A 25,813-nucleotide genomic window follows, 5' to 3' on the forward strand; every position below is an offset into this window, starting at 1 on the left:
ATGTAGCGTAACTTTCTGGCCTCGAATGGGAAAGTCCGAGATCTCGGTGGAAGGCATGAAGCCCTTTGACTCCAACCTGTTGTTCTCATAGCCTGTCGGAGCAATATTAAGTTCATCTAAATAAATATGGAGCTGATTGTCGACCTGATCGACTTCTATGATCTGAAAGTATTCCAAAAGCCCTTCGGGCATCAACAAGGATAGTAATTTACGTTCGGCTTCTTGCAAGGGATAACTGTTTTAAAGATGCTAAACTAAGAAATTTTTAGTATTCCCCCCAAGGATTCAGCTTGATCCAAAGTAACCCTAAAGTATGTAAAATGTATGTTTTATATACTAACCCCCTACTTTAACCTTACTTTAAACCTGCTTAAAGCCCGATTATGACCCAAAAACAAACATATTTTGAAGGCACAACACGGAAACCACCCCAAGAAAATGGATAATTAAAGTTAAGATAAGAAGCTTAATTTAAAGGTGTTAAAACTGATTGAATAATCCTAATTTCATTGGTTTACCTAAAAACAGAAAACCCCAATGGAGATTGGGGTTTTCTGTTTGTCATATTTTATAGTTGAATTAAATCAAATCCACACTACGTTTAACAAATGCTGTCAATTCTGGTCCAGTCAGCAATCCTCTGGATAATAATGCCAAATCAAAAGCTTGTTTCGCCAATTGGGAACCTTCTTCTTCCGAAGATTCTAAGATCCGTTTCACCAATGGATGGTTTCCATTAACCGTAACCTTATAATTATCCGGAATACTTCCATAAAAGCCCATGCCACCACCTGTTTTCGCCATATCCTTCATTCTGCGCATGAATTCATCCATGGTTACCGAAACTGGGAAATCCCCTTCAGGTAAAGCATCGATTTCCACCTTCATGTCTGCTCTTGAAATCGCCTTTTCAAAGATCTCAGAAGCCTTCTTGCTCTCCTCTTCGGAAAGGTTCAGACTGATCTGCTCATCTTTTGGAATCAATTTCTCGATCACATCCGAGTCAATGCGTTTCAATTGTACCTTCTCACCTCCTTTTTGTTCCAAATAACCCGTGAAATGGGTATCCAAAGGACCATCTAATTCCAACACATCATACCCTTTAGCTTTTGCACCTGCAATAAAGCTGTCCTGTTGTGATTTATCAGTCGCATAGAGGTATACAATATTGCCATCTTTATCCACCTGGATATCTTTGACCTTCTCGTAATATTCCTTAATGGTAAAGTATTGATTATCCACGTCTTTCAACAGACAGAAATCATTCGCTTTTTCAGCAAATTTCTCATCGGTCAACATACCGTATTTGATGAACAGACCAATATCTCCCCATTTCTCTTCAAACCCTTTACGGTCTGCTTTGAAGATTTCCTGAAGCTTATCGGCTACCTTCTTCGTGATGTAATTGTTGATCTTCTTCACATTGCTATCCGCCTGAAGGAAGGAACGGGAAACGTTCAATGGAATATCCGGTGAATCAATAACCCCTTGCAATAACATTAAGAATTCAGGAACGATATCCTTCACTTCATCCGTAATAAATACCTGACGGGAATACAACTTGATTTTGTTGCGTTGGATCTCCATCTCGTTCTTTACTTTCGGGAAATACAGGATACCTGTCAGGTTGAACGGATAGTCTACATTCAAATGGATCCAGAACAACGGTTCGTCCATCGAATGTGGATACAGTTCATGATAAAAATCCAAATAATCCTTATCGGTCAATTCGGATGGCGATTTTGTCCAGGCAGGGTTTGTGTTGTTAATGATATTATCAACTTCTACGCTTTTATAGACTGGTTTACCATCGGCATCTACTCCATCTTCTTCGATGCTCGTTTTGGTACCAAAGCGAATCGGAACTGGAAGGAATTTCGCGTATTTGTTTAAGATCTCCTGGATTCTAGCTTTATTCAGGAATTCTGCAGATTCTTCATTGATATGAAGGATCACATCGGTTCCGCGTGTGGTACGCGTGCCTTTGGAGATCTCATAAGAGGTAGAACCATCACAGGTCCAATGTGCAGGTTCTGCACCTTCCTGATAGGATAAGGTATCAATTTCAACCAGATCCGCCACCATGAACGCCGAATAGAATCCCAATCCAAAACGACCGATAATTTCATTGGCATCATTGGCTTCTTTGAATTTCTCCATGAATTCCGTAGCACCGGAAAAAGCGATCTGATTGATGTATTTTTTGATTTCTTCGGCCGTCATTCCGATACCGTGATCAGAGATGGTAATGGTTTTTGCGTTTTCGTCCAATTTAACATCGACGGTTAAATCACCTACTTCGCCAGCATATTGGCCTAAAGAAGCTAATCTTTTGATTTTTTGAGAGGCATCTACGGCATTGGAAACCAATTCGCGTAGGAAAATCTCATTGTCTGAGTATAAGAACTTTTTAATAACCGGGAAGATATTCTCGGTATGAATGGAAATTGTACCTTTCTCTTCTTGCATATCCTTAATTTATAATATTTTTCTATAGTTTGTCCAGTATATTATCAAGGAGTATTCCATTGTTAATTTTAAGTCAATTTGACAGCATCAACTGCAATTTTTACATAAAAAGGCTACTTTAGCGGAATAATCATTGCAAAAACATCTTATGGCCTTCAGCAAACCTGGTTTTTTAAAATCTCCATTGGAACATTATCGCGATAGTATGGAAAGCGTTATGGGCAAGAAATCGGCCGTGTTTCGGGAAAAATCAGTCAAAAAAGGCTTACCTTTTGTTTATACCCTGGTATTCAACCAAGATACTTCGGAGCCCCTGTGCACATTTTCTTATGGTGCTTCTTTTGCGGTTACTCCCGATCAGAAAGAAAAGGTGGAGTTGATGCTGCAGATGGATAGCGAAGATATGGCTTGGGCACATGTTGTAGGTTATCTAGCGAATCAATTGCGTGGCGATTGCCCCTTCAACCCAGGGGAAATTATCCGGTTTGGACAAAAAATTAGCCAAGAATCCAAATTAAATTCATTCGTGCTGGTCACGCCAGATCTTGATGGACTTCCAAAGCCAGTCTTTGATGGCAAAAAGTCCACTGGTGTTCATATTATGCAGCTTTTGCCTATCTATGAAGAGGAAGTTTTAAGCATTGCAAAACTGGGATTACCGCAATTTTTGGCCTTGATAGACCCTCATAAAACCAATCCACTCCGAAAATCTTTTTAATTTTTTCTTTTCCTGTGTAGCAATTTTGAAGGCGTTAACGTATTTAGGATAGAACGTTCTGAATTTTAAAGAAAAGAGATAATTGAACATGAAAAAATTTAGCATTTTATTCGTTTTTGTAGCAGGAGTATTCAGTCTAACAAGTTGTTTGAAAGACGATTCAGATATACCTTCTACATCGGTAGTCACCTTAACCAACTTATACCCTACTGAAAGTGGTGTACTTTACTTGGTAAACAACAACCAGATTCAAATCCAATCTGGGAAATATAAATCAAACGAAGGATTTTTAGCCATCCCAGGCAATAAGAACATCAAAGTTATTGACCGTTCCAAACTTACAAAAGAAGGTAGCAATGCCAACGAAGTAATGATTGATACCAATTTGACCTTCATTGACACCCTTTCTTACAGTTGTTTTGTTTATGGACAGGTGGAGAAACCTAAATTCGTACGTGCGAAAAACATCGCTGTAAAGGATTTGGGAACAAAATCAGGTGTTCGTGTATTCCATTTGGCAACAGGAGCAGAAAAGATCAATATCACGATTGGTGATCAAGAGATTCCAGCTTTCATGAATAAAGTTCAGGAAAGTGCAGCAACGATCGAAACTACTGAGGTATTTCGCGCTGTAAACTCTGGAACATTTACGATCAAAGCAACTGATGAAGCCGGAAACCTTTTGGCACAAAAAGAAAATGTGAACCTAAAATCTGGTTCTTACCATAATATCCGCATCAACGGTATCAAAGGAAACGAGAAATTTCCACTTGAAATCAGCTTGAGCGACCAAGAATAGGCAGCTTTACAATACATCCATAATTAGATTAGCCCATTTTATATGGGCTTTTCTTATTTTTATACCATGGAAAACATTTCAGGTGAAAACCAAGCTGCTAAAAACATAGCTTTCAACGATGCCTTTCAGGTCCTGCACGGAAAAGCCCATGAGTTTGTTACCGATAAACAGGAAGAATTGCTATTGAATTTTGGTTTGGAAGATTATAGCGATTATGTGCTGGATGAATCCCAAAACAGCATACAGTTTTTCCATGCAGATGGAAGTCCTTCCCTTTCCTTCCAATATTTCCTGATTGGGACTTGGAACCGTAGCGATAATACCTGGACTTGGGCTTGGGAAGCTAACCAACCAATGCAGGAAGACTTGGAGGTGATCTTTAATTATGGTGAATTTTATGGCTTCGAGGCATTGACCACAAGAAATTGGCAAGCCACCGAAAAGCACGCTTGGGCGGTTGGGGCAGTATCTGCGTATCTCCGTGGTGCAAATGGTATTTTCAAATTACCTTTTGAAGACGTTGATAAGTTTATCCTACTCCAAAAAATTCAATAAATTCCTTATTTTCGCAAACATTTGTTTTAAAGAAATGAAGCGCGCATGCAGTTAACAAAGTTAGAGATCAAGGGATTCAAAAGCTTCGGAGATAAAGTATCCATCAATTTCAATGAAGGGGTTACCGCTATTGTCGGCCCAAATGGTTGTGGCAAATCCAATGTCGTGGATGCCATCCGTTGGGTTTTGGGCGAGCAGAGTACCAAGACCCTACGCTCGGAGAAAATGGAGAATATCATTTTTAATGGTACCAAGAACCGTAAACCGGCAAATCTTGCTGAAGTATCCTTGACCTTTGATAATACCAAGAATATATTGCCTACCGAATTTACAACGGTAACCATTACACGAAAGCTTTTCCGTACAGGGGAAAGTGAATACCGATTGAATGACGTAAAATGTAGGCTAAAAGATATTACCGATCTGTTCTTGGATACCGGTATCGGGGCAGACACCTACTCGATCATCGAGTTGAAGATGATCGATGAAATCATTGCCAATAAGGAAAATTCAAGAAGAAATCTTTTCGAAGAGGCCTCAGGAATTTCAAAATATAAGGTTCGGAAAAAACAGACCTTATCCAAACTGAAAGAAACGGAAGCCGATCTTTCCCGCGTGGAAGATTTGGTGTACGAAATCAATAAGAACTTAAAAAGCTTAGAGAACCAGGCCAAAAAAGCAGCCAAGTACTTCAGTTTAAAAGAAGAATATAAGGAGGCGAGCATCGGATTGGCCTATTATAAGCTGGAAGGGTTTCATCAGGACTTGGAGCGGATCACGGAACAAGAGGGCAATCAACAGGATGAACTGCTCAAACTCCAAACCAAGATCACGCAGCAGGAAAGTAGTTTACAGGTCTTAAAAAAGGATATCCTTTCCAAAGAGAAGAACCTGGCTACCCAACAGAAGATCACCAATGAATACGTAAATAAAATCCGTTCCTACGAATCGGAAAAAAAGATCAAGAATGCGCAGATGCAGCATCTCCAGGAAAAGGATGCTCGGTTGAACAATGATCTGAACAACGATAAGCAACAACTGAACCATGTGCTCTATAACATCAAACGCTTGAACGAAGAGATGTTTGAGGAGCAGGGAAAACTGGAGAGCATGAGTTTGGAATTGGACTCGAACAAACAGGAAGTGGATGCCTTAAGAGGGCAGCAACAAGCTGCTAAAGGAAAATTGGATGCTTTTAATCTAGCGAGTACCCAATTGCAGAACCAGATCTATAAACTGGAAAAGGATATTGCCGTTCTTGGTATACAACGAGATGCGTTGGAGCAGGAATCCTTAAGGACCAGTACCGATACCCAATCCAAGGAGCAGGAACTTAACCAGTTCAATATGGTGGTTGCAGAACTTGAAGAAAGGGTGAGCCTTCAACAGGAGCAATTTGATGTGTCCATGCAGACCGAACAGGAACTACAAGGAAAAATCAAAGAGACAGAAGAGCAAATCAAGTCCTGTACGGATGACCTACATAAGGAAATCAGAATTGCGGATGCAAAGCAGAACGAATATAACCTGACCAAATCGTTGGTTGATAACCTGGAAGGATTCCCGGAATCCATCCGTTTCTTAAGAAAACATGCGGGTTGGAAACAGAAACATCCCCTATTTTCAGATATTCTATTCTGTAAGGAGGATTATCGCGTAGCCATTGAAAATTATTTGGAACCTATCATGAACCATTATGTGGTAGAATCTAAGGAAGATGCGGTGCAGGCCATCCGTTTATTGTCGGAAGCTTCTCGTGGAAGAGCCAATTTCTTTATTTTAGATGCTATAAACGAATTGGCGAATGATCAACCTGCTTATCCGTCCGATGATCGGTTGATATCAGCAATGGAAATCATATCGGTGGAGGAAAAATATAGGCCACTTTGCAATTTGTTGCTGCAACATGTTTTCTTGCTGAAATCTGAATCGGAGATCAACCTGGAGAGCAGTTTACCACAGGATCAACGTATTATCCTACAACGAGAAGGAAAATACAGCAAAACCAGGTTAGGCCTAAGTGGTGGTTCTGTAGGATTGTTCGAAGGGAAAAGGATTGGTCGGGCAAAGAATTTGGAAAATCTTGCCAAGGAAATCAAGACCCTCAACCAACGGATAGAGGGACTTCAAAAAACCGAAAAAGAATTAAACGATAAACTGATCTCCTTTAAAGGAAGTTCGCAAAAGGAATTCATTGATGAACAGCGCATGCAATTGAATCGCTTGAACAATGAATTGATCACGGTTAAAACCAAACAGGAACAATACCTGACCTTTATTAACAACAGTCAGAACCGGAAATTGGATATTGAGACCAAAATTCAACAACTTTCGATCGATCTGGAAAAGGCGGAACCGGAATTGATGCACCTTAAAATCCAATCGGAGAATGATCAGGAGGAATTAATGCGTCTTCAGGAATCTTATAGGGATATTTCAGAGATCTTGACCGATAAATCCACGGTATTCAATCAGATCAATATCAAATTCCATCAACAGCAGAGCAAGGTTTCCACCTTGAACAAGGATTTGGAATACCGCGATGCGCAGCAGCAGGATTTTGAAAAGCGGATCGAGAAAAACAGTTTGGAATATGAACAGGTGAAGGTGGAAATGAAAGAAGCGCTGAAATTTGTAGACCATGATGATTCCGATCTTTTGACCATGTATGAGCAGAAAGAATCCTTGGAAAAGGGATTGCAGGAAGTGGAGGAGGATTTTTATGCCTCACGGAAGACGATCAACGATGTAGAAGAGGAAATCAGTTCTTTACGGAAATCAAAGGATATCTGTGATACCCTGATTTCGGAATTGAAAGATAAGAAGACGAGTTTACAGATTGATCTGAATTCATTGAAAGAAAGGTTGTCGGTAGAATTCAATATTAATCTCCAGGATCTTTTAGAGGGAGAAATCCCTGAAAATAGACCGAGCTGGCCGGAATTGGAAAACAGCTGTCAGAAATTGAAGAAGCAGTTGGATGATTATGGTGCAATCAATCCAATGGCCAAAGAGGCTTATGATGAAATGAGCCAAAGGCATGATTTTATTCAGAAGGAAAAAACTGATCTTTTGGAGGCGAAAGCTTCCTTAATGAGCACGATCATGGAAATCGATCAGACGGCAAATGATAAGTTCATGTATGCTTTTAATACGGTTCGTGAGAATTTTATTCACGTGTTCCGGTCTTTATTTAATGAGGAGGATTCCTGTAATATTGTATTGAGCGATCCGAATAATCCATTGGAATCGGATATTGATATTATCGCTAGGCCTAAGGGTAAACGACCATTGTCGATCAACCAATTGTCTGGTGGGGAAAAAACCTTGACTTCGACAGCCTTGTTGTTTTCCTTGTACCTATTGAAACCTGCCCCTTTCTGTATTTTTGATGAGGTGGATGCACCATTGGATGATACGAATATTGATAAGTTCAATAACATTATCAGGGAATTTTCGAACCAATCGCAATTTATTGTGGTATCGCATAATAAACGAACTATTGCAAGTACGGATATTATTTATGGGGTGACGATGGTGGAACAAGGGGTTTCAAGAGTTGTTGCTGTGGATCTAAGGGACGTGGCTTAAACGTCATTGCGGAATCTACCGTCATTGCGGAATCCCCGTCATTGCGAGGAGGCACGACGAAGCAATCTTCAAGCATGTCATGGTGAGCGTAGTCGAACCATCTGTTCGGATACAACCGTACAGATCCTTCGACTTCGCTCAGGATGACAAAGACTTCGCTCAGGATGACAAAGACTTCGCTCACCATGACAAAAAACTAACCTCCCCACTAAAAAAAACATCAATCCTTCAATGTTCTTTCGAACAACTTAAAGATCCTCTTATACTCATCCGTCCAGCTACTTGCCGTCACAAAACCATGGTCTTCCACGGGATAAACCGCCAAATCCCAATTATCCTTGCCCAACTCAATCAACCTCTGGTTCAATCTCACAATATCCTGGAACTGCACATTCACATCCACCATCCCGTGCAACATCAATAAATTTCCCTTTAACCCCTCCGCAAAATAAATCGGAGAGCTCCGTTTGAATGCAATAGGATCCTCCACCGGCGTATTCAAAATATTTGCCGTATACCCATGGTTATAATGCGCCCAATCGGTCACAGAACGAAGAGCTGCGCCAGATTTGAATTTATCAGCCTCCGTAAACAAAGCCATCAGCGTAATAAATCCACCATAAGAACCGCCATAAATACCCACATTAGCCGGATTTACCCCATAGTTTTCCACCAAATAATTCACTCCATCCACTTGATCCGTTAAATCCTTACCTCCCATATGTCGATAAATTCCCGTACGATGATTTCTGCCATAGCCAGAACTTGCGGTATAATCAATATCTATTACCGTATAACCATGATCCGCTAACATATTATTGAACATATATTCGCGGAAATATTGGCTCCACCAATAATGGACATTCTGAAGATATCCCGCACCATGCACAAAAACAACAGCTGGCTTATTCGGATGTGGGTTTTTAGTTGGGTATACCCTCGCATACACATCATCTCCATGTCTATTTTTGAATTTAACCATATCCGGCTCCCTCCAGGCATAACTATCAAATTCAGCACTTGTCGACTTGGTCACTTGCTTGGCGGCAACCTTCGGGTTGTTGGGCTGCATATACAATTCCCAAGGCTTGTTCATGCTGGAATAATTGATCGCTAACCATTTCTCATCTGGAGATAATGTTACTTCATTCCCTCCTTTCATTTGGGTGATCTGCGTCAATTCCCCTCCAACCACATTCAACCTATAAAAATGTGTTATCCCAGGATGTTCCTTATTACCAGAAAGATAAAAAGACTTCTTATCCTTTGATAATTGCACCGATTGAACTTCCCAATTCCCAGAAGTCAACTGTTTCTTTTCATTGTTCAATAGATCATAAGTATACAAATGGGAATACCCACTCGCTTCACTCTGGAAATAAAAAGTATGACCATTTATCCAGCGTACATCCCGCCCTATTCCTGGACCAGAAATCCACGCATCATCATGTTGCCTATCCAATACCGTTAACTTCCCATTTGATGGATCCACCTGTAAGATCCAGAAATCCTTATTATCCTGCGATTTGGCGGTTATAACTCCATATTTTTCATCAGGCGACCAAGAAGTGACCCCCCAATTCACAGCCCTATCTTTGTTTGATTCCTGTAGTTTTGCCAAGCGTTCTGGGTAATCCGAAAGATAAGCTGGAAGATCCTGGATGCCGGAAATGCCTGCTGATTTAATCTCCAACACGGTATCCCGATCCAATTGGTAGAGGAAAGATCGATATTGGGTCAAGGCATTTCCCACTTTAGTCCTCATATTCAGATCCTCTACATAACCCGAGCGGGTGATGAAATCAGGAACAATGGTATTTCGATTTCCTTTTGCCGGATAGACCAATCGATAGTTGATCTGTTTCCCATTCGGATTAATACTCCAACCAGCTAAAATTCCATCGCCAATATATTGAGGTTTTAAGGTCTTTGTAGGCTTTCTATTATTTTCTTTAGGCTTATCCTTGAATACATCAAATAATTCCTCTTGATCCTTCTTTAACCAGTTATCCTGCTCGCTTAATCCGCTTCCCTTTCCTGGCACTTGGCCTTTTACGAAATTGCTCAGTTGCTTGAGCTGCATAGTGGACAGGTTTAACGCATAGAGGTTCTCATTTCTTACAAATACGAGATCATTATTGGCAAGAAACCCCAATAAAGATTCCCTTTCCAAGGTTTCTGTCAATTGAATCTCGCTTTTCGATTTGGGTTTTACAAGATATAAGTCGCCATTCCTTTCATAGGCCTTTAAGCTGGCATCTTGGTTGAAAACATAATTTGGAGCGATATCGCGATCTGCAATACTGTCTGTACTGGGTTCATATTGCTGTTTTTTCACATCCCAACGGAATACTTCCGATTCGTTTTTATTATTGGGGTTCCAATCGAAATAGAGGTATCTACTATCAGCAGACCAACGATAATTACTGGGTGCTGTACCCATCCATTTCGGATCACGCATGATCTTCTCGACCGTTAGAGGCGCCAATTGCGCATAAACTTGGGAAATAGGAACAATAAAAAACAGGAATAAATAAAGGTTAATCTTACGCATACGATGAATCTTGGGTTGTAAGGCAATTATACGAGATAATTCAGAAAAACAAAGGGTTGTTCAATCAATTTGAACAACCCTTTATATTAAAGTTACAAATGGGTAACTACAATTTTTTCACACGGATATTACGAAGGAACACTTCGGTACCATGGCCCAAGAAACCGATATGACCGGCTTTATTGGACAATCCAGGATGATTCTTCTTATCAGCCGTACCATTTTTGCTGGCAGCAGACAAATCACCATCCACAATAACTTTTCCATTCACCGTCACTTTGATCTTATTTCCTTGAACACGGATTTCTTCAGTATTCCATTCACCAACTGGATTTAGGGACCCTCGTTTTGCAGCGATGATACCATAAACCGATCCATGGTATTGGTAAGGCTGAAGGTTTTTATACACCTCTGCCCCATCGTCCAAGATCTGGATTTCCATTCCTGCATAGGCAGCATCACCATCCAAAGGCGTACGAATACCCACACCATTATTGGCTCCAGGCGTCAATTTGAATTCGAAACGATAAACGAAGTCACCATATTGCTCTTTGGTATATAGATTCTTACCGAATTTTGCAGTAGGGTTTGAACGGATATAACCTTCCGGTGTAATTTCGTAAGCCGGAGTAGCGGTCCATTTATCTAGATTAGTTCCATCGAACAACATTTCGAAACCTTCGTTCTTTTCTTGATCGTTCAAGGTATAGACTTCTTTACGCGCTAATTCTTTGATGTAGATATCACGATACCATACGCGGGAACCATGTGCCTGAAGTTCGATCTGTTCGGTTGGGAAAATCGATTGATTTCTGTCCCAGTAGTTTTCCAAAGGAACATTGTCCACTACCAATTGACCATTCAACCAAACGGAAACATTTTCCCCAACCATACGGATTTTGAAATTATTCCATTCACCCAATGCGTTATCAGCCACAATTAAAGGGTTTTTACCGCCTTTATTGTTGTTATATAGGCCACCGGAACCAACTTGCGCTCCAACATTGGTACGCGAAATATCCCAGATCTGAACCTGCGGCGTTCCTCTTAAATAAACCCCAGCATCTGGTTCTTTTCCATTTGGATCCAATTTCCAATCCACCAACATTTCAAAATCGCCATATTGCTTAACTGAAGCAATATTATCGCCATGTCCAGAGAAAACAAGGTCTCCATCGATAGCCGACCAGCTTTCGCGCATCTTCTTATCCGCTTCTGCTTGTTTGGTTGCTAATTCTGCCTTGGATAATTTAGCTCTGGAGATCGGGTTTCCAACAAGTCCTTTCCAACCTGTTAGGTCTTTACCATTGAACATGGAAACAAATCCTTCTCCTTGAGGCATTTCCGCCAAATGGCGTACTACGGCTTCCTTCAGGTAGGAGCTTTCACTTCCGGTCAATTTACCGGCAGCCTTCTCCAAAATACCGCGTACTTCCTTACCTACGAACGATTTATTATCCATAGCCACGTTCATAGCTACGTTGGATGCCGTCTCTCCTAGATCCTTGTCGTCCATATAAGGAGCAGCAAACATCATGGCTTGGTAAGTTCCGGTCGATTGCAGGTTGCTCAATGCCGATTTTTTCTGGGCAGTAGTTTGTGCTATTTCAAAGGCATCTTTTAGGAACAAGGTTTTCTGTTCTGGAGTGATCTTACTGGCATTGATCTGTTTGATCAAGCCCGTAAAAATGCTATTGAACAATTTCGCATCTTTTTCAGTTCTCGACAACTTGATCAAAGTTTCCAAAGATTCTGGATTTGACCAGTTGGCCAAGGCCTGAATGGATTCCGCTTTCAATGGTCCATTGCTATTGTTGTAATTCTGTACTGCCTTAAGCGCTTCTGCACCACCCACACCAGCAAATATTGGGAAATATTTACCTGCTGAAGGAGCGGCAGAACGAGAAATATTAGCAGCTAATTTCTGGATTTTTGCATCCTTATCCGCACTTGCGTTTAAAGCGATAATAGCAGCACGTTGAGCAGCCTTTACTTCCTCTGCATTTTCTGAATCCAATAGATTGATCAATGCTTCAAAATTATCTGGGTTCACCACATTCGGTAGTGCTTTATAAGCCGCCAATCGCACATTAGCATCATTGGATTTTGTCAAGCCAAGTACAGCAGTCGCCGCATTGGCATTGCTTCTTTGCGCAAGGACATCCAAAAGCGCTAATTGAGTTTTCGTATCAGCTGTAGGCAAAGCTTGGTTTACCACATCGATGGTGCCTGCATCTTTAGCTGAAAGAATCAATGTTTTGATAGCTTTAGACTCTGCATCCGATGCAGCTGATAACTTGGAAATCAAAAATGCGGTATTGGTTCCTTTGGAAAGTACGGCCAATGCATTTAATGCGGCAATTTTAGCTTCCTCATCTTTAAGGCTGTTATAATTTTTCTCAATGGTCGAGATGGTAGAAGCAGCATCTTTTGTAGCTAAAAAGTTCAGAACGGCTTCCTGGTTATCGGCATCTAATCCTCTAAGAGAAGCTGCTAATTTTTTCAGATCACCAGCCGATGCTTCATCAGCTAATAGGCCTAAAGCCACATTTCTCAGCAACTTATCATCAGAAGCCGCTAATTTGATGAGGTTCTTCTTTTGTTTATTAGGAGAAATTTCTGTCAGAATACCCAAAGCTCCAGCTTGAATCGTCGCCGATTTAGCCGCTGCAGCCTCTTGATAAAGGGTATTTGCGAACTTAGTAGCAGCAGCATTTTCATCTTTTGCTACCAATTTGTCTGCATATTGGATTGCTAGTGCTGCAGCATTTGAACGATCAAATGCATAATTCTTCTCTTTTGCTTTTTGAAGGAAAATGGCCGCTGAATTTGTTCCAGCAATATGGCTCAACGCAGTCAATCCAGCGAATTGGAAATTATCAGAAGGATATTTCCCTAATAATTCAATGATCTTAGCTTCTGCTTCTTTGGATTCCAAGTCGCCTAAAGCCGTTACAATAGCAGTAGCAATCTTTTCGGAAGGTGCATTGGCCAAAGCATTGTTCAATGCTGCTGCAGATTCAGCGGTACGGATGCCATTCATTACTCGAGCAGCTTTTTCTGCTAGGTATTCATCTGAAAGATAGGGCACTACTTTTTCGATAGCCTCATTCTTCGCACAGTTTTTCAATAATTCTAATACATAACCTTTGTTATTGGCATCTTTCAATTTATCCAATGCAGCAAGCAAACCTTGCACATAAGTTGCGCGTTGGCTATCAAAGCCTGGTTGCATCACATAAAAAGCGTAAGAATTGGTTGCATATTCCACAGGTGCATTGTTTCCACCTTGTGGTTTCAAGCCCATCAATAAGTTGGTTACATCATCAGCTGTAAATCCTTCCAACTCCTTCATGGCTTGGGTAAACTTACCGATTTCTTCGGCGGGCTGTTGCGCCAATACATCTGCAATTTTGGTTGCCGAGGTACGGTTTGCAGGTTGTTGGGCATAAGCCGCAACCTGTATAAATAATAAAGCGGTTATCGTGTTAAATACTTTTTTCATGATTTCTTTTAGGTTTTAGAATGACCAAGGTCCTCTCATAGGTTGATTAATTAAGCGGTTTGCAGCTTCATCGTTTACAAACTCTTGTTTTGCAGAATCAAAGTGCAAGGTTCTGTTCAAGCGCAATGCCGCTAGGCCTAAATTCACCAAAGTACATGAATAATAACCGTTTTCTTCGTTCAGTGCGAATTTCTGACGCGTGCGTACGGCCTCCACAAAATCCGTCATCTGCGGAGCAGGATCTGGGTATTGGGCTAATTTACGCTCCATATCAGCGATATCGGATTGGAATCCGCGGTATAGTTTACCTTGAGGTCCTTCAATATAAGCTTTGCCTTCCTCTGTGCCGGCACCATCTAGGATGATCTGGCAGCCATCAGCATAGGTATAGGTGATTTTTCGCCATGTTCCCACAGCATCAGAATGTTGTTGTGGAGCATCCACTTCTACTTTGATCGGGCTTTCATTGTCTTTGCCAAGGAAATATTGAACAGGATCTAAATAATGCTGTCCCATATCGCCTAAGCCACCACCATCATAATCCCAATATCCACGGAAAGTGGTATGAACGCGGTGTGCACTGTATGGTTTGTATGGCGCTGGACCTAACCACATATCGTAATCCAATTCTTTAGGAACTTGTTGAACCGGAAGGTTCTCCTTTCCTACCCAATAAAATTTCCAGTCAAAACCGGTGTGTTTACTGATCGTCACTTTCAAAGGCCAACCCAACATACCAGTATCCACTAATTTTTTGATCTTTTTAACAGGTACATTCATGCCATAGAAATTGGCATCAAAACGGAACCAAGTATTCAAACGGAAAATATTTCCATGCTGTTTTACAGCTTCTTTCACTTTTTTACCTTCACCAATGGTTCTGGTCATTGGTTTTTCACACCAGATATCTTTTCCTGAACGCGCAGCTTCCATGGCCATTAATCCGTGCCAGTGTGGAGGAGTTGCGATATGTACAATATCAACTTCTGGATTATTGATCAGATCACGGAAGTCGTGGTGTTCCTTAATACCACCACCAAGCGCTTTTTGCGCTAATGCCAAGTGCCTGGTATCCACATCACAAATGGCAACAGTTTTTGTTCCTGCATAGCCAAAATGTCCGCGGCCCATAGAACCTACCCCAATGACACCTTTGGTCAAATGATCACTTGGAGCCAGATGGCCCTTACCCAATACAAAGCGCGGTACAATAGTGAATGCCGCAGCTCCGATTAGAGATTTCTTAAGGAAATCTCTTCTAGAAGAATTTTTTGTTTCGTTCATAATATTGATGGTTCCATTGAAAAAATATACGGTTTGAAAGGACGCAAGGTAGGATCTGATTCCATAATTTAGTCCGCCTTTCAAGTATATTAGCTCATAAAAACGTTTATTGTAGATTTAGTTTACAATTCTATAAAATCTTTTCAGTAATCACTTATTTAATCAGGTCAAATCTATATTATTTTACGCCATAATTGATGTAAATTAGCTCAAAAAGAGAACACAACCGTTTGCGTAAATAAAATATTACTCATATAAGTATGACATATTCCTGTTCAGTTAATAAGTAGAAAATTAAATATAGGTAAATTTTAGAACTGGAATAGCAATTAGCTTTAAAAAGCTAATAAAAGGTTAAATTATCTTTCGAAACAAAAAGAAAAAAAATAAATAAGTTTAATAAAGTTGTCAAATAGCTAATAAATTCCCTATTTTTAGCTAAAACACTTATCAATGCAATCCGTGCTAACAAGAGAAGATCAACTAAACCGACTTCGGACAACAGAAAAATGGGATATTATTATCATCGGAGGTGGGGCCACAGGTCTTGGAACTGCCGTAGATGCTGCCACCCGTGGATATAAGGTCCTACTGCTGGAGAAATATGATTTTGCCAAAGGGACATCCAGTAAGAGTACTAAATTGGTCCATGGTGGGGTACGATATTTAGCGAATGGAGATATTAAACTGGTTATCGGTGCCTTAAAGGAAAGAGGGCGTATTTTTAAGAACGCGCCTCATGTATCCACCGTACAATCGTTTGTTATTCCTGTCTATTCTACCTTCAGCAAATTAAAATATTTGATCGGGTTAAAGCTCTACGATTGGTTGGCAGGGAGTTTAAGGGTTGGGAATTCCATTTCCCTTTCCAAAAAAGAGGTGATAGAAAAATTACCGCATATAGCACAGAAAGATCTGCATGGTGGAATCTTATATTACGACGGGCAATTTGATGATGCCCGATTGGCGGTGAACTTGGCCCAAACAGCTGTGGAGCATGGAGCCACTGTTCTAAACTATGTGGAAGCAAAGAATTTCCGAAAAGATGAACAGGGAAAATTATCCGCTGTAATCTGTAAGGACCAGGAAACGGGTGAGGAATTTGTAGCAAAAGGAAAGGTGATCATCAATGCTACCGGAATCTTCGTGGATGATATCCTGAAATTGGATACCCCTACGCATAAAAACCTAGTTAGACCAAGCCAGGGATCACATATTGTGATCGATCAGAAATTCTTAGACGGCAAGGACGCCTTAATGATCCCCGAAACATCGGATGGTCGGGTGTTATTTGGTGTGCCTTGGCATGGAAAAGTACTATTGGGCACGACAGATATTCCCATCGATGAACATGAGATTGAGCCTAAGCCAATGGATCAAGAGATTGAATTTATTCTGGAAACGGCTAAAAATTACCTAAGCCCTGCCCCAACCCGTGCGGATATCTTAAGTATTTATGCCGGCCTACGACCTTTGGCAGCGCCTACTGGAAAGGATGGTGAAAGCACCAAAGAAATATCCAGAGACCATAAACTGATAAAAAGTGATTCTAATTTGGTGACCATAACTGGCGGTAAATGGACCACTTATCGAAAAATGGCTGAAGAGACCGTTGATATGGCTATAGCAGTAGCCGGTTTGATCCCGGTGCCATGTAAAACGAAACAGATGCCTATACATGGAGCTACGAAAGATCGTTATCATGGACATTGGAGTTTGTATGGAAAGGATTATGCGGCCATTCAATTATTGGCGCAGGAAAATCCAACATGGAAGGAAGAAATTGTACCAGGTTATGATTATCAGTTGGTGGAAGTGGTATGGTCCTGTAGACATGAATTTATCCATAAAGTGGAGGACTTTTTAGCGCGTAGATGTCGACTATTACTATTGGATGCAAAAGCTTCCATCATAGCGGCAAGAAAGGTGGCAGAAATCATGGCTGTGGAATTGAATAAACCAGAAGACTGGGTGGAAAAAGAAGTTAAAGAATACGAGGAACTAGCTTCCCGTTACTTATTATAATATAACCTTTTATAAATTACGATAATGAAAGAATACATCATTTCCTTAGACCAAGGAACAACGAGTTCTCGTGCCATTCTCTTTAACAAAAAGGGAGAGATCGTTGATATTTCCCAGAAGGAATTTCAGCAGATTTATCCAAAATCAGGCTGGGTAGAACATGATCCCCAGGAAATATGGTCGAGTCAATTGGCTGTATTAACGGAGGTATTGGCCAAATCGAAAACCAAACTGGAATCCATCAAAGGGATTGGTATCACGAACCAACGGGAAACCACTATTGTATGGAATAAACGAACGGGAGTTCCCATTTATAATGCCATTGTTTGGCAGGATCGTAGGACAGCAGACTATTGTGCAGAGCTGATCGCTAAAGGTCAATTAGAAAAGGTGCAAGAGAAAACAGGATTGTTGATCGACTCTTATTTCTCAGCAACAAAGATTAAATGGATCTTGGACCATGTTAAAGAAGCACGTAAGCTAGCGGAACGTAATGAACTGGCTTTCGGAACGGTAGACAGTTGGTTGATCTGGAATCTAACCGACGGAAAAGTGCATGTAACTGATGTTTCCAATGCATCCCGCACCATGCTTTATAATATCAATACTTTGGAATGGGATAAGGACTTATTGGCCCTTTTTGATATCCCAGCTTCTATCCTACCTGAAGTAAAAAGCTCATCCGAGATCTATGGAGAAACATCCACCGAATTGGGAAGTAAATCCATTCCGATTGCGGGTATTGCAGGTGATCAGCAAGCAGCCCTATTCGGACAGATGTGCCTGAAAAAAGGCATGGCGAAGAATACCTATGGTACAGGCTGTTTCTTATTGATGAATGTGGGCAATAAGCCCGTGAAATCAGAGAATAAATTGGTGACGACGATCGGATGGAAAATAGGAAAAGATGTGGTCTATGCGCTAGAGGGCAGTGTTTTTATAGGAGGAGCTGTGGTACAATGGCTTCGCGATGAATTGAAGATCATCAAAAAATCAAGTGATATCGAAGCATTGGCTACAAGTGTTGATGATACGGATGGGGTTTATCTGGTTCCTGCATTTGCCGGATTGGGCGCACCTCACTGGGATGCAAATGCCAGAGGAACACTATTTGGTATTTCCAGAGGTACTTCCGACGCCCATATTGCGCGAGCAGCATTGGAAAGTATCGCTTATCAAACCTATGATATTCTGAAGGCCATGGAGGCAGATTCCAAAACCAAGATCAAGGAACTCCGGGTAGATGGCGGAGCCACCCAGAACAATTTCCTGATCCAATTCCAAGCAGATATCCTGAACAGCACCGTGGTGAAGCCGGAAATTACAGAAACTACGGCGATGGGAGCAGCATTTTTGGCTGGTCTAGCAGTGGGTTTTTGGAAAGATGTGAAAGAACTCGAAGAATTATGGAAAGAAGATAAACGGATCAGCCCTAGGAAATCTAGCAAATTAAAAGAACATATCGCTTCCTGGAATAGAGCGGTAAATGCCGTGAAATATTGGTCAGATAATCCTTAAATGAAAAACAAATAAACCTAATATGAGTCCATTTTTAGCAGAATTAATAGGAACAGGTGTCATGATCCTCCTTGGAGGAGGTGTCGTGGCGAATGTGGTACTGAATAAGACCAAGGGGAATAACAGTGGTTGGATCGTGATCTCGACCGCTTGGGCGTTGGCTGTATTTGTAGGTGTCAATATTGCGGGTCCTTATAGTGGTGCCCATCTGAATAGTGCCGTAACGATCGCCAACCTAGCAATGGGCAAATTGGACCTTCCTACTTCCCTATCTTATATCGCCGCACAATTCATCGGTGCGATGTTGGGGGCTTTGGTGGTCTGGTTGATGTACAAGAACCATTTTGATGAAACAGAAGATGCGGGAGCAAAACAAGCGGTATTCTGTACCGCCCCGGCCATTCGCAACCAACCTATCAACCTGATTTCAGAGATTGTAGGCACTTTTGTATTGATCTTTACGATCCTACATTTTCAGGATGCCAAGTTTTCGGATGATCAAGTGATTGGATTAGGTTCCATTGGTGCAATTCCAGTAGCTTTCTTGGTTTGGGCAATCGGTCTTTCCTTAGGGGGAACTACAGGATATGCGATCAATCCGGCGAGGGATTTAGGCCCAAGGATCATGCATGCGATCTTACCGATCAGAAACAAGGCGGGATTTGATGGAGGATATGCTTGGGTTCCGGTAATTGGTCCGATAATTGGGGCTTTATTAGCTGTAGGACTTAATTATTTGGTCCACTAACCGCAAAAAAAATACAATATGAAGAAAGGATTCTTTAAAATATTGAACAGTATTAATCAAAAAATCTTGCCGAGTTACAGCAAGAAGGATCCCTCAAAATTAAGTAAGCTACAACAGACCGTTGTAGCTTACAGATATTTTGTGTTGGTGAATTCGATGGATTAGAATTCTTTCAAAGGGTTAAAGCCTCTTTCAAAAGATTAAGCCTCTACTACAGGATTATCACCCGATTCATCCTTTAACATCTTCACCGTATTGATCGGGAATGTCACAGCTTGATTTTCTAATACATTCTTGATTTCTTCGCCTAATTCGTTCTTGGTTGCCCAATAATCTTCACGTTTTGTCCATAAACGGATATTCAAGGTAATTCCAGATTCTTTCAAGTCCCCTACCAATACTTCAGCTTTCGGTTTGTCCAATACGCGAGTTTCTTTGGCAATCGTCTGCAGGATCATTTCACGTGCCTGTTTGATATTGGTATCATAGGATATCATCAAGGAAAACTGCATTCTCCTTGCTGCAATTTTTGTAAAGTTCTTGATAACGGAGTTGGCCAACGTACCATTTGGACTGAATACCCGGATACCATCATCGTCAATTAATGTAGTATACAATAAATCGATACGTTCCACTGTTCCAGAGGATCCATTAGCACTTGAAATATAATCACCTACATCAAATGGTCTAAATAAAAGAATTAATACGCCACCCGCGAAATTAGAAAGACTTCCTTGCAGAGCCATACCAACTGCCAAACCAAAAGCACCCAGCGCAGCCACAAATGAAGTGGTTTGAATACCCATCACACCTGCTGCTGTAAGGTAAAGAAAGACATATAAACAGATTTTAACGATGCTTTTGATGAAGGTACGGATGGACATGTCCACATTCCTTCTTTCAAACCTTCTATCGATTAATTTTAAGATAAAGCGAATGATGTATTTTCCAAGAAATAAGATACCTAATCCGATCAAAACCGATGGTATTGCTTGGATGGTATTATCAATTAAACGTTCTAAACTTGCTTCAATATTTACAACTTTCATATAGTGTGATTTAATCTGAATCGCAAAATTAAAAATTATAAGCGTTTTTGCGATGTATGGGGATATTTTAAATAACTTTATCAGATGGGATTATTATATTTTGACAATAATGCGACCACAAAGTTGGATGATCGGGTTTTAGATTCGATGTTGCCCTATCTGCGCGAATCCTATGGAAATGCATCCAGTATACAGCATAAATTAGGACGGCAGGCCAATCATGCGGTAGAACGCGCAAGAAACCAGGTGGCTGAAGTTCTTTCCTGTCAAGCCAAGGAGATATTCTTTTGCAGTGGATCTACAGAAGCTATTATTACCGTAATCAAAGGGGTTTTTCAGGCCTACCTAAAGAAAGGTAAGCATATCATTACTTGTAAAACGGAACACAAAGCGGTATTAAGCGCGTGTTCAGCTGTTGAAAAGTCAGGTGCCGAAATTCAGTTTTTGGGATCTGATGGGAATGGGTTAATTGATTTAAAAGAATTGGAAAATAGTATCCGGGAAGATACGATCCTGGTCTGTCTGATGGCTGGAAATAATGAAACTGGTGTACTTCATCCGATTATAGAAATTGCGGAGATCTGTGCTAAGAAAGATGTGTTGTTTTTTTGCGATGCTACGCAATGGATCGGAAAATTGCCGTTGAATTTGGCGGAGGTTCCGATCGATATCCTATGCTTGAGTGCCCATAAATTTCATGGACCAAAAGGTTCGGGGGCATTATTTGTCAGAAGAAAAAGCAAACCGATACAGATTCCAGCGTTGATTGTTGGTGGAAATCAAGAACATGGTTTCCGTGGGGGGACATATGCCGTTCCGCAGATCGTAGGTTTGGGGGAAGCTCTCTTTTTGGCACAGGGGGCTCATTCTTTGGGGAATCTCCGGGATTATTTTGAAGAAAAGATCATGCAGGAAATTCCGGAGGTTAATATTCATGGTAAGGAAGTGGATCGTTTGCCGAATACATCCAATGTGCATTTTACCTATGTTAGAGGTTCAGAATTGATGACGAAAGTTCCAGAAATCTGTATTTCTTCTGGTTCAGCCTGTGTATCGGGCGATCGAGATCCTTCGCATGTGTTGAAAGCGATGGGATTATCGGATGAAGAGGCTTATTGCAGTTTAAGGTTTAGCTTCAGTAGGTATAATGAATTGGAAGATATTGATGAAGCGATTTTACAATTGAAAAAAGCGGTGGATGGTATTCGGAATTCCTCTCCTATCTGGCAGATGTATAAGGAAGGATTATTGTAGGTTTCGTCCTTTACTGTTTGTTGGATACTGTTCATCGGTTATTGTTATTCGGTCAATATGACAATTTTAAGATGAATGCCAAATCGGAGGAACTAATAAATTGATTAACTTTGTATTTTATAAAAAGGATTAAAAGATGGTTACCATAACAGATAAAGCAAAAGAACGTGTAGCAAAGATCATGAGTGATGAGAATTATGATTCGAGTTATTTTGTGAGAGTGGCAGTGGAAAGTGGAGGATGCTCTGGGTTATCCTATAAGCTTCATTTTGATAATGAGGAGAAAAAAGGCGATCAGTTTTTTGAGGATAATGGGGTGAAGATTTGTTTGGATATTAAATCGTATTTGTATTTAGCCGGAACGGAATTGGATTATTCGGATGGTTTGAATGGAAAGGGTTTTGAATTTCATAATCCAAATGCATCCAGAACCTGCGCTTGCGGGGAAAGTTTCTCGGTATAAGAAGGATGATGTTTAAAACTTCGCGTTATTGCGGCCATGCGTCATTGCGGCCCTACGTCATTGCGAGGAGGTACGACGAAGCAATCTTTACACTAATCGAAAGATTGCTTCGTCCCTCGCAATGACGCGGTAGTATCTCCTCGCAATTACGGATTACCTCCTCCCAATGACGCGGTAGTATCTCCTCGCAATGACGCGGAAAAACCTCCTCGCATTGATTATTATCTATTTAAATCCCCCACCGAATAATTAATAATCAACCTACTTACCATCCCATACCTCGCCATTCCCTCCGCTTGGTTATTATGCTTTAAATACTGATCATAAAACAATCCAGAAACATCGGAAATCCATCCAGTATATCTTTTCCAATACTCCTGCTCCTCTTTTAAATCTGCCAACACCTTCTCCGACAGTCTATCCTTATACTGTTCAAACAAACCCTTATCCACCAAATAAAGCGAATTCAACAAATACCTCACACTTTCAAAATACGCTGCATAGCTGTAAAAAGAATTCTGATGATCCTTTAATTTCACAAAAGCAATAAAATTACATTCATCCTCAAATCCAATCCCCATCTGATGTGCCAATTCATGGCTCACCGTAAATGGATAACCAGCCATTGGCATCGCCCCATTAATATGTGCCTCATGCGTAAAAGGATTAAAATATCCCGACACGCCCATATAAGAAGCAAAACTATTGAACAAAGGGTTCTTGATCTTTATTTGACTATGCGAAAGCATCGGAAAAACCACATCCTCCTGCATCAACCCCTCTATGTCCTTATTTATTTTCGATCTATCCTGATTCCTCCAATCCAAGCCATTCCTTAATAAATTAGCTCTTTCAATATGAGCCTCCAGTACAGTCAGATGATCTTCCAAACGTACCGTATCCACTGCAATTCCCATCTGTTTACTGACTGGAATACGGTAATAATTCAAGCCCCAAGAAATATTAAAAAATGCATATATTCCCAACAAACCAACAAGCAGCGTCAAAAAAGACTTTAAACTTTCCGAGAATTTCTTTTTGAATAACCTAAAAACACCTTTCCCCAATAACACTAAGAGAAAAACGACAATCCCAGCATAAAACAGATCGCCTACACTAAATGGAATCCAAGAGAATAGAAACTTTGGCAGGTAACTGAAAATCGGATAGAACGTCCGGCTATAATTTACCTCAATCCATTCAGGAAAAGTCATTAGCACATTCAACCCAATGGTCAACAACACCAATACAGTTAACCAAATCAATCTATTCTTAATGGCCCTATTCCACATGTTTTAATCTTCGTTTTCGAAGTATAACTTATAATAATTCATGCCTTTATCCTCATCATATCCCTTTTCCAATAGTTCCCTTTTGCCATGCACATAAATATGAAAGTTCTTATCCAATTTTAATACAGACTTATAACTACTTGCCATTTTCTTTACCGCATTTCCTGCAATATCAAAATTGGATTGAAAAGGCGTTTCAAATTCATCCTCAAAAGATTGCTTATAATCCTTGAATAAACTGATGGCCTCTGGATTGGAGATTACCTCCTCATTAAATTCCTGTTCATCAAAGGTTTCCTTGGATTTGAAGTAATTCATGGATCGATTCAACAAATCAATCTTATCCGCTTTATCCATATCAAAAACCTCATCAATTTTCTCATTGACAAAGTTTTTATAAACCTTCATCAAATTGCCAGTCTGTTGGAAATTATCATTACGGGTTTTGATCTTCAGAAAATCATCCTTCCAATATACCGCTTCAGAACCATTGGTTTGGTCAAGACATAAGACCTTATAACCTACTTCCTGTTCTGTATTAATGATTACTACCCCTTTATCCAATTTATTGATATTGATAGCCTGTTGCTCATAACTTAGGCTCAGGCCATCCTGCTGCGGAAACACTTTCAAATATGCCTCCTTATTTTCTGACTTAAAGATACCTATTGCCTGGTGCTCCTCGCCTTCCATCTGCACATTATCTAAGGCCACGACATATAATTCTCCCGACTTGATCTTTGGATGCTCGGTTACTTCAAATAAGAACTTGGCGATGGCATGCGAAAAATCCAAAAAGGAAATCTTTTTATCGAACCATTGTTTCGAAAAATAATACAGTTCGTTCAATTCCAATTCATCATTGGGATGGTAAAAGCGATAGACTTCATTTGCCTTGGCAAATGGACGCATGAAATATTGCATCAAAAGATCGGTCAAGACCTCATCAGACTGCAAGTCAATCTCGTTATCAGATAGGGTATAAAATTCATCCTGGGCTTTATTACCCACATGATGTATGATTAAATGTTCAAAATTTGCGTCTTGGTGAAAAAACATAATATTAATTTATAAATCAAAAACATCAATTGCACTACGGTAGGTGTTCACATGTGCATTGACAATATCCTTAATTTGGGGCGAATAACCTCCCCCCATACTTACTTCTACTGGAATACCCCTTTCCTTACAGCATTGGAAAACCATTATATCGCGCTGTTTGCATCCAAAAGGACTTAAATTAAATTTACCTAGTTTATCAGTGGCCAGCACATCTACTCCAGCTTGATAGAATACAAATTCAGGTTCTGCAAAATCCATTACCTTCTCCAATGCTTTTACCAAGATATCTAAATAGGCCATATCATCGATTCCATCGGTTAAAGCAAGGTCAAAATGGGATTTTTCTTTTTTAAAAGGGAAGTTTTTCTCCCCATGGATGGAAAAAGTGATGATATCCGGATGGTCCTCGAAAATATGGGCTGTTCCATTTCCCTGGTGTACATCCAAATCAATGATCAGGATTTTCTTCGCCAATTTATGTTCATATAGATAGGCCGCTGCAACTGCCTGATCGTTCAGCAAACAGAAGCCTTCGCCAAAATCCCTTCCGGCGTGATGGGTGCCACCTGCGGTGTTGAAAGCTACCCCATACTTAAACGCTTCTTTGCAAGCCTTGATCGTACCATCAATCAGATAAAGCTCCCGATCCACCAAACTTTTGGACATGGGGAATCCTATCCTCCTCACCATCTTGGGATCCAATTGAAGATCCAGGAGATCATCCACATAAGTTTTATCATGTGCAAGATAGACGGTTTCCCGATCGACGAGTCCGGGTTCAAAAAAACTTTCTTTCTGAACCACCCCTTCATGGAGTAATTGGGCAGGGATCAATTCATATTTTAGCATTGGAAATCGATGTCCCTCAGGCAATGGATGGAGATATGCAGTATGATGGGCGATTTTTAACAAAGCTCGAATTTTGTA

19 protein-coding genes are annotated in these 25,813 nt (G+C 40.5%); 10 read left to right on the top strand and 9 right to left on the bottom strand.

Annotated features, from left to right (window positions below; all coding sequences use genetic code 11):
* Both CRJ00_RS04300 and htpG read right to left on the bottom strand, forming a co-directional pair.
* On the bottom strand, window positions 1-228 hold a 228-nt coding region (locus CRJ00_RS04300; protein ID WP_441347596.1), incomplete at its 3' end, for an ISAon1 family transposase N-terminal region protein.
* A 351-nt stretch (window positions 229-579) separates the two neighbouring features.
* Window positions 580-2,469, bottom strand: a complete 1,890-nt coding sequence (gene htpG / locus CRJ00_RS04305; RefSeq protein WP_099365654.1) for a molecular chaperone HtpG — start codon at window positions 2,467-2,469, stop codon at window positions 580-582.
* 148 nt (window positions 2,470-2,617) lie between these two features.
* Here htpG and CRJ00_RS04310 point away from each other — a divergent pair, with 148 nt between their 5' ends.
* The 4 genes from CRJ00_RS04310 (at window position 2,618) to smc (ending at window position 8,132) form a co-directional block, all read left to right on the top strand.
* Window positions 2,618-3,187, top strand: a complete 570-nt coding sequence (locus tag CRJ00_RS04310; RefSeq protein ID WP_099365655.1) for a suppressor of fused domain protein — start codon at window positions 2,618-2,620, stop codon at window positions 3,185-3,187.
* An 88-nt stretch (window positions 3,188-3,275) separates the two neighbouring features.
* Entirely contained in the window at window positions 3,276-3,986 is a 711-nt protein-coding gene (locus CRJ00_RS04315; RefSeq protein WP_099365656.1) for a DUF4397 domain-containing protein, read from the top strand.
* Between the two features lie 66 nt (window positions 3,987-4,052).
* Complete coding sequence (locus CRJ00_RS04320; protein ID WP_144038100.1) at window positions 4,053-4,541, top strand: DUF6882 domain-containing protein; 489 nt, start codon at window positions 4,053-4,055, stop codon at window positions 4,539-4,541.
* 45 nt (window positions 4,542-4,586) lie between these two features.
* Window positions 4,587-8,132 (top strand): chromosome segregation protein SMC, encoded by a 3,546-nt coding sequence (gene smc, locus CRJ00_RS04325; RefSeq protein WP_099365658.1) that lies wholly within the window; start codon window positions 4,587-4,589, stop codon window positions 8,130-8,132.
* Window positions 8,133-8,352: 220 nt separating this feature from the next.
* Here the strand turns inward: smc and CRJ00_RS04330 are convergent, their stop codons facing one another.
* From CRJ00_RS04330 to CRJ00_RS04340, 3 genes are all read right to left on the bottom strand, one after another.
* Entirely contained in the window at window positions 8,353-10,686 is a 2,334-nt protein-coding gene (locus CRJ00_RS04330; RefSeq protein WP_099365659.1) for a S9 family peptidase, read from the bottom strand.
* Window positions 10,687-10,792: 106 nt separating this feature from the next.
* On the bottom strand, window positions 10,793-14,191 hold the full coding sequence (locus CRJ00_RS04335) for a DUF1080 domain-containing protein (protein ID WP_099365660.1): 3,399 nt from the start codon (window positions 14,189-14,191) through the stop codon (window positions 10,793-10,795).
* Window positions 14,192-14,206: 15 nt separating this feature from the next.
* Window positions 14,207-15,475 (bottom strand): Gfo/Idh/MocA family oxidoreductase, encoded by a 1,269-nt coding sequence (locus CRJ00_RS04340; RefSeq protein ID WP_099365705.1) that lies wholly within the window; start codon window positions 15,473-15,475, stop codon window positions 14,207-14,209.
* Window positions 15,476-15,928: 453 nt separating this feature from the next.
* Here CRJ00_RS04340 and CRJ00_RS04345 point away from each other — a divergent pair, with 453 nt between their 5' ends.
* Genes CRJ00_RS04345 through CRJ00_RS18770 form a run of 4 tightly spaced genes read left to right on the top strand, consistent with a single transcriptional unit; the run spans window position 15,929 to window position 19,931 of the window.
* A complete protein-coding gene (locus tag CRJ00_RS04345) occupies window positions 15,929-17,500 on the top strand; it encodes a glycerol-3-phosphate dehydrogenase/oxidase (RefSeq protein ID WP_099365661.1) in 1,572 nt (523 codons plus the stop codon).
* Between the two features lie 24 nt (window positions 17,501-17,524).
* Window positions 17,525-19,018, top strand: a complete 1,494-nt coding sequence (gene glpK, locus CRJ00_RS04350; RefSeq protein WP_099365662.1) for a glycerol kinase GlpK — start codon at window positions 17,525-17,527, stop codon at window positions 19,016-19,018.
* 22 nt (window positions 19,019-19,040) lie between these two features.
* Window positions 19,041-19,766: an MIP/aquaporin family protein gene (locus CRJ00_RS04355; RefSeq protein WP_099365663.1), complete on the top strand. Its 726-nt coding sequence runs from the start codon at window positions 19,041-19,043 to the stop codon at window positions 19,764-19,766.
* A gap of 18 nt (window positions 19,767-19,784) precedes the next feature.
* The gene (locus tag CRJ00_RS18770) at window positions 19,785-19,931 is read left to right on the top strand and encodes a hypothetical protein (protein ID WP_180268419.1); all 147 of its coding nucleotides are present in this window, start codon (window positions 19,785-19,787) and stop codon (window positions 19,929-19,931) included.
* Between the two features lie 35 nt (window positions 19,932-19,966).
* Here CRJ00_RS18770 and CRJ00_RS04360 read toward each other — a convergent pair whose 3' ends face one another.
* Window positions 19,967-20,815, bottom strand: coding sequence for a mechanosensitive ion channel family protein (locus CRJ00_RS04360; RefSeq protein ID WP_099365664.1), 849 nt, complete (start codon window positions 20,813-20,815; stop codon window positions 19,967-19,969).
* Window positions 20,816-20,899: 84 nt separating this feature from the next.
* Here CRJ00_RS04360 and CRJ00_RS04365 point away from each other — a divergent pair, with 84 nt between their 5' ends.
* Entirely contained in the window at window positions 20,900-22,069 is a 1,170-nt protein-coding gene (locus CRJ00_RS04365; RefSeq protein ID WP_099365665.1) for a cysteine desulfurase family protein, read from the top strand.
* A 136-nt stretch (window positions 22,070-22,205) separates the two neighbouring features.
* Window positions 22,206-22,532, top strand: coding sequence for a HesB/IscA family protein (locus CRJ00_RS04370; protein WP_099365666.1), 327 nt, complete (start codon window positions 22,206-22,208; stop codon window positions 22,530-22,532).
* Window positions 22,533-22,753: 221 nt separating this feature from the next.
* Here the strand turns inward: CRJ00_RS04370 and CRJ00_RS04375 are convergent, their stop codons facing one another.
* Genes CRJ00_RS04375 through CRJ00_RS04385 form a run of 3 tightly spaced genes read right to left on the bottom strand, consistent with a single transcriptional unit; the run spans window position 22,754 to window position 25,735 of the window.
* Window positions 22,754-23,824, bottom strand: coding sequence for a DUF3810 domain-containing protein (locus CRJ00_RS04375; protein ID WP_257213685.1), 1,071 nt, complete (start codon window positions 23,822-23,824; stop codon window positions 22,754-22,756).
* A gap of 3 nt (window positions 23,825-23,827) precedes the next feature.
* Complete coding sequence (locus CRJ00_RS04380; RefSeq protein ID WP_099365667.1) at window positions 23,828-24,883, bottom strand: nucleoid-associated protein; 1,056 nt, start codon at window positions 24,881-24,883, stop codon at window positions 23,828-23,830.
* Between the two features lie 9 nt (window positions 24,884-24,892).
* Window positions 24,893-25,735 carry a histone deacetylase family protein gene (locus tag CRJ00_RS04385; protein WP_099365668.1) on the bottom strand — a complete coding sequence of 281 codons (843 nt, stop codon included), beginning with the start codon at window positions 25,733-25,735 and terminating at the stop codon, window positions 24,893-24,895.
* Between the last annotated feature and the right edge of the window lie 78 nt (window positions 25,736-25,813).

It is taken from the genome of Sphingobacterium sp. 1.A.4, from assembly GCF_002734245.1.
Taxonomy (GTDB): Bacteria; Bacteroidota; Bacteroidia; order Sphingobacteriales; family Sphingobacteriaceae; genus Sphingobacterium; species Sphingobacterium tenebrionis.

What these genes read in the sequence shown, in the direction of transcription:
- CRJ00_RS04360 (WP_099365664.1), bottom strand. Translation starts at nt 20,815, where the DNA reads ATGAAAGTTGTAAATATTGAAGCAAGTTTAGAACGTTTAATTGATAAT.
- CRJ00_RS04345 (WP_099365661.1), top strand. Translation starts at nt 15,929, where the DNA reads ATGCAATCCGTGCTAACAAGAGAAGATCAACTAAACCGACTTCGGACA.
- CRJ00_RS04380 (WP_099365667.1), bottom strand. Translation starts at nt 24,883, where the DNA reads ATGTTTTTTCACCAAGACGCAAATTTTGAACATTTAATCATACATCAT.
- CRJ00_RS04315 (WP_099365656.1), top strand. Translation starts at nt 3,276, where the DNA reads ATGAAAAAATTTAGCATTTTATTCGTTTTTGTAGCAGGAGTATTCAGT.
- CRJ00_RS04340 (WP_099365705.1), bottom strand. Translation starts at nt 15,475, where the DNA reads ATGAACGAAACAAAAAATTCTTCTAGAAGAGATTTCCTTAAGAAATCT.
- CRJ00_RS04365 (WP_099365665.1), top strand. Translation starts at nt 20,900, where the DNA reads ATGGGATTATTATATTTTGACAATAATGCGACCACAAAGTTGGATGAT.
- CRJ00_RS04310 (WP_099365655.1), top strand. Translation starts at nt 2,618, where the DNA reads ATGGCCTTCAGCAAACCTGGTTTTTTAAAATCTCCATTGGAACATTAT.
- glpK (WP_099365662.1), top strand. Translation starts at nt 17,525, where the DNA reads ATGAAAGAATACATCATTTCCTTAGACCAAGGAACAACGAGTTCTCGT.
- CRJ00_RS04375 (WP_257213685.1), bottom strand. Translation starts at nt 23,824, where the DNA reads ATGTGGAATAGGGCCATTAAGAATAGATTGATTTGGTTAACTGTATTG.
- CRJ00_RS04320 (WP_144038100.1), top strand. Translation starts at nt 4,053, where the DNA reads ATGGAAAACATTTCAGGTGAAAACCAAGCTGCTAAAAACATAGCTTTC.
- CRJ00_RS04385 (WP_099365668.1), bottom strand. Translation starts at nt 25,735, where the DNA reads ATGCTAAAATATGAATTGATCCCTGCCCAATTACTCCATGAAGGGGTG.
- smc (WP_099365658.1), top strand. Translation starts at nt 4,587, where the DNA reads ATGCAGTTAACAAAGTTAGAGATCAAGGGATTCAAAAGCTTCGGAGAT.
- CRJ00_RS04330 (WP_099365659.1), bottom strand. Translation starts at nt 10,686, where the DNA reads ATGCGTAAGATTAACCTTTATTTATTCCTGTTTTTTATTGTTCCTATT.
- htpG (WP_099365654.1), bottom strand. Translation starts at nt 2,469, where the DNA reads ATGCAAGAAGAGAAAGGTACAATTTCCATTCATACCGAGAATATCTTC.
- CRJ00_RS04335 (WP_099365660.1), bottom strand. Translation starts at nt 14,191, where the DNA reads ATGAAAAAAGTATTTAACACGATAACCGCTTTATTATTTATACAGGTT.
- CRJ00_RS04355 (WP_099365663.1), top strand. Translation starts at nt 19,041, where the DNA reads ATGAGTCCATTTTTAGCAGAATTAATAGGAACAGGTGTCATGATCCTC.
- CRJ00_RS18770 (WP_180268419.1), top strand. Translation starts at nt 19,785, where the DNA reads ATGAAGAAAGGATTCTTTAAAATATTGAACAGTATTAATCAAAAAATC.
- CRJ00_RS04370 (WP_099365666.1), top strand. Translation starts at nt 22,206, where the DNA reads ATGGTTACCATAACAGATAAAGCAAAAGAACGTGTAGCAAAGATCATG.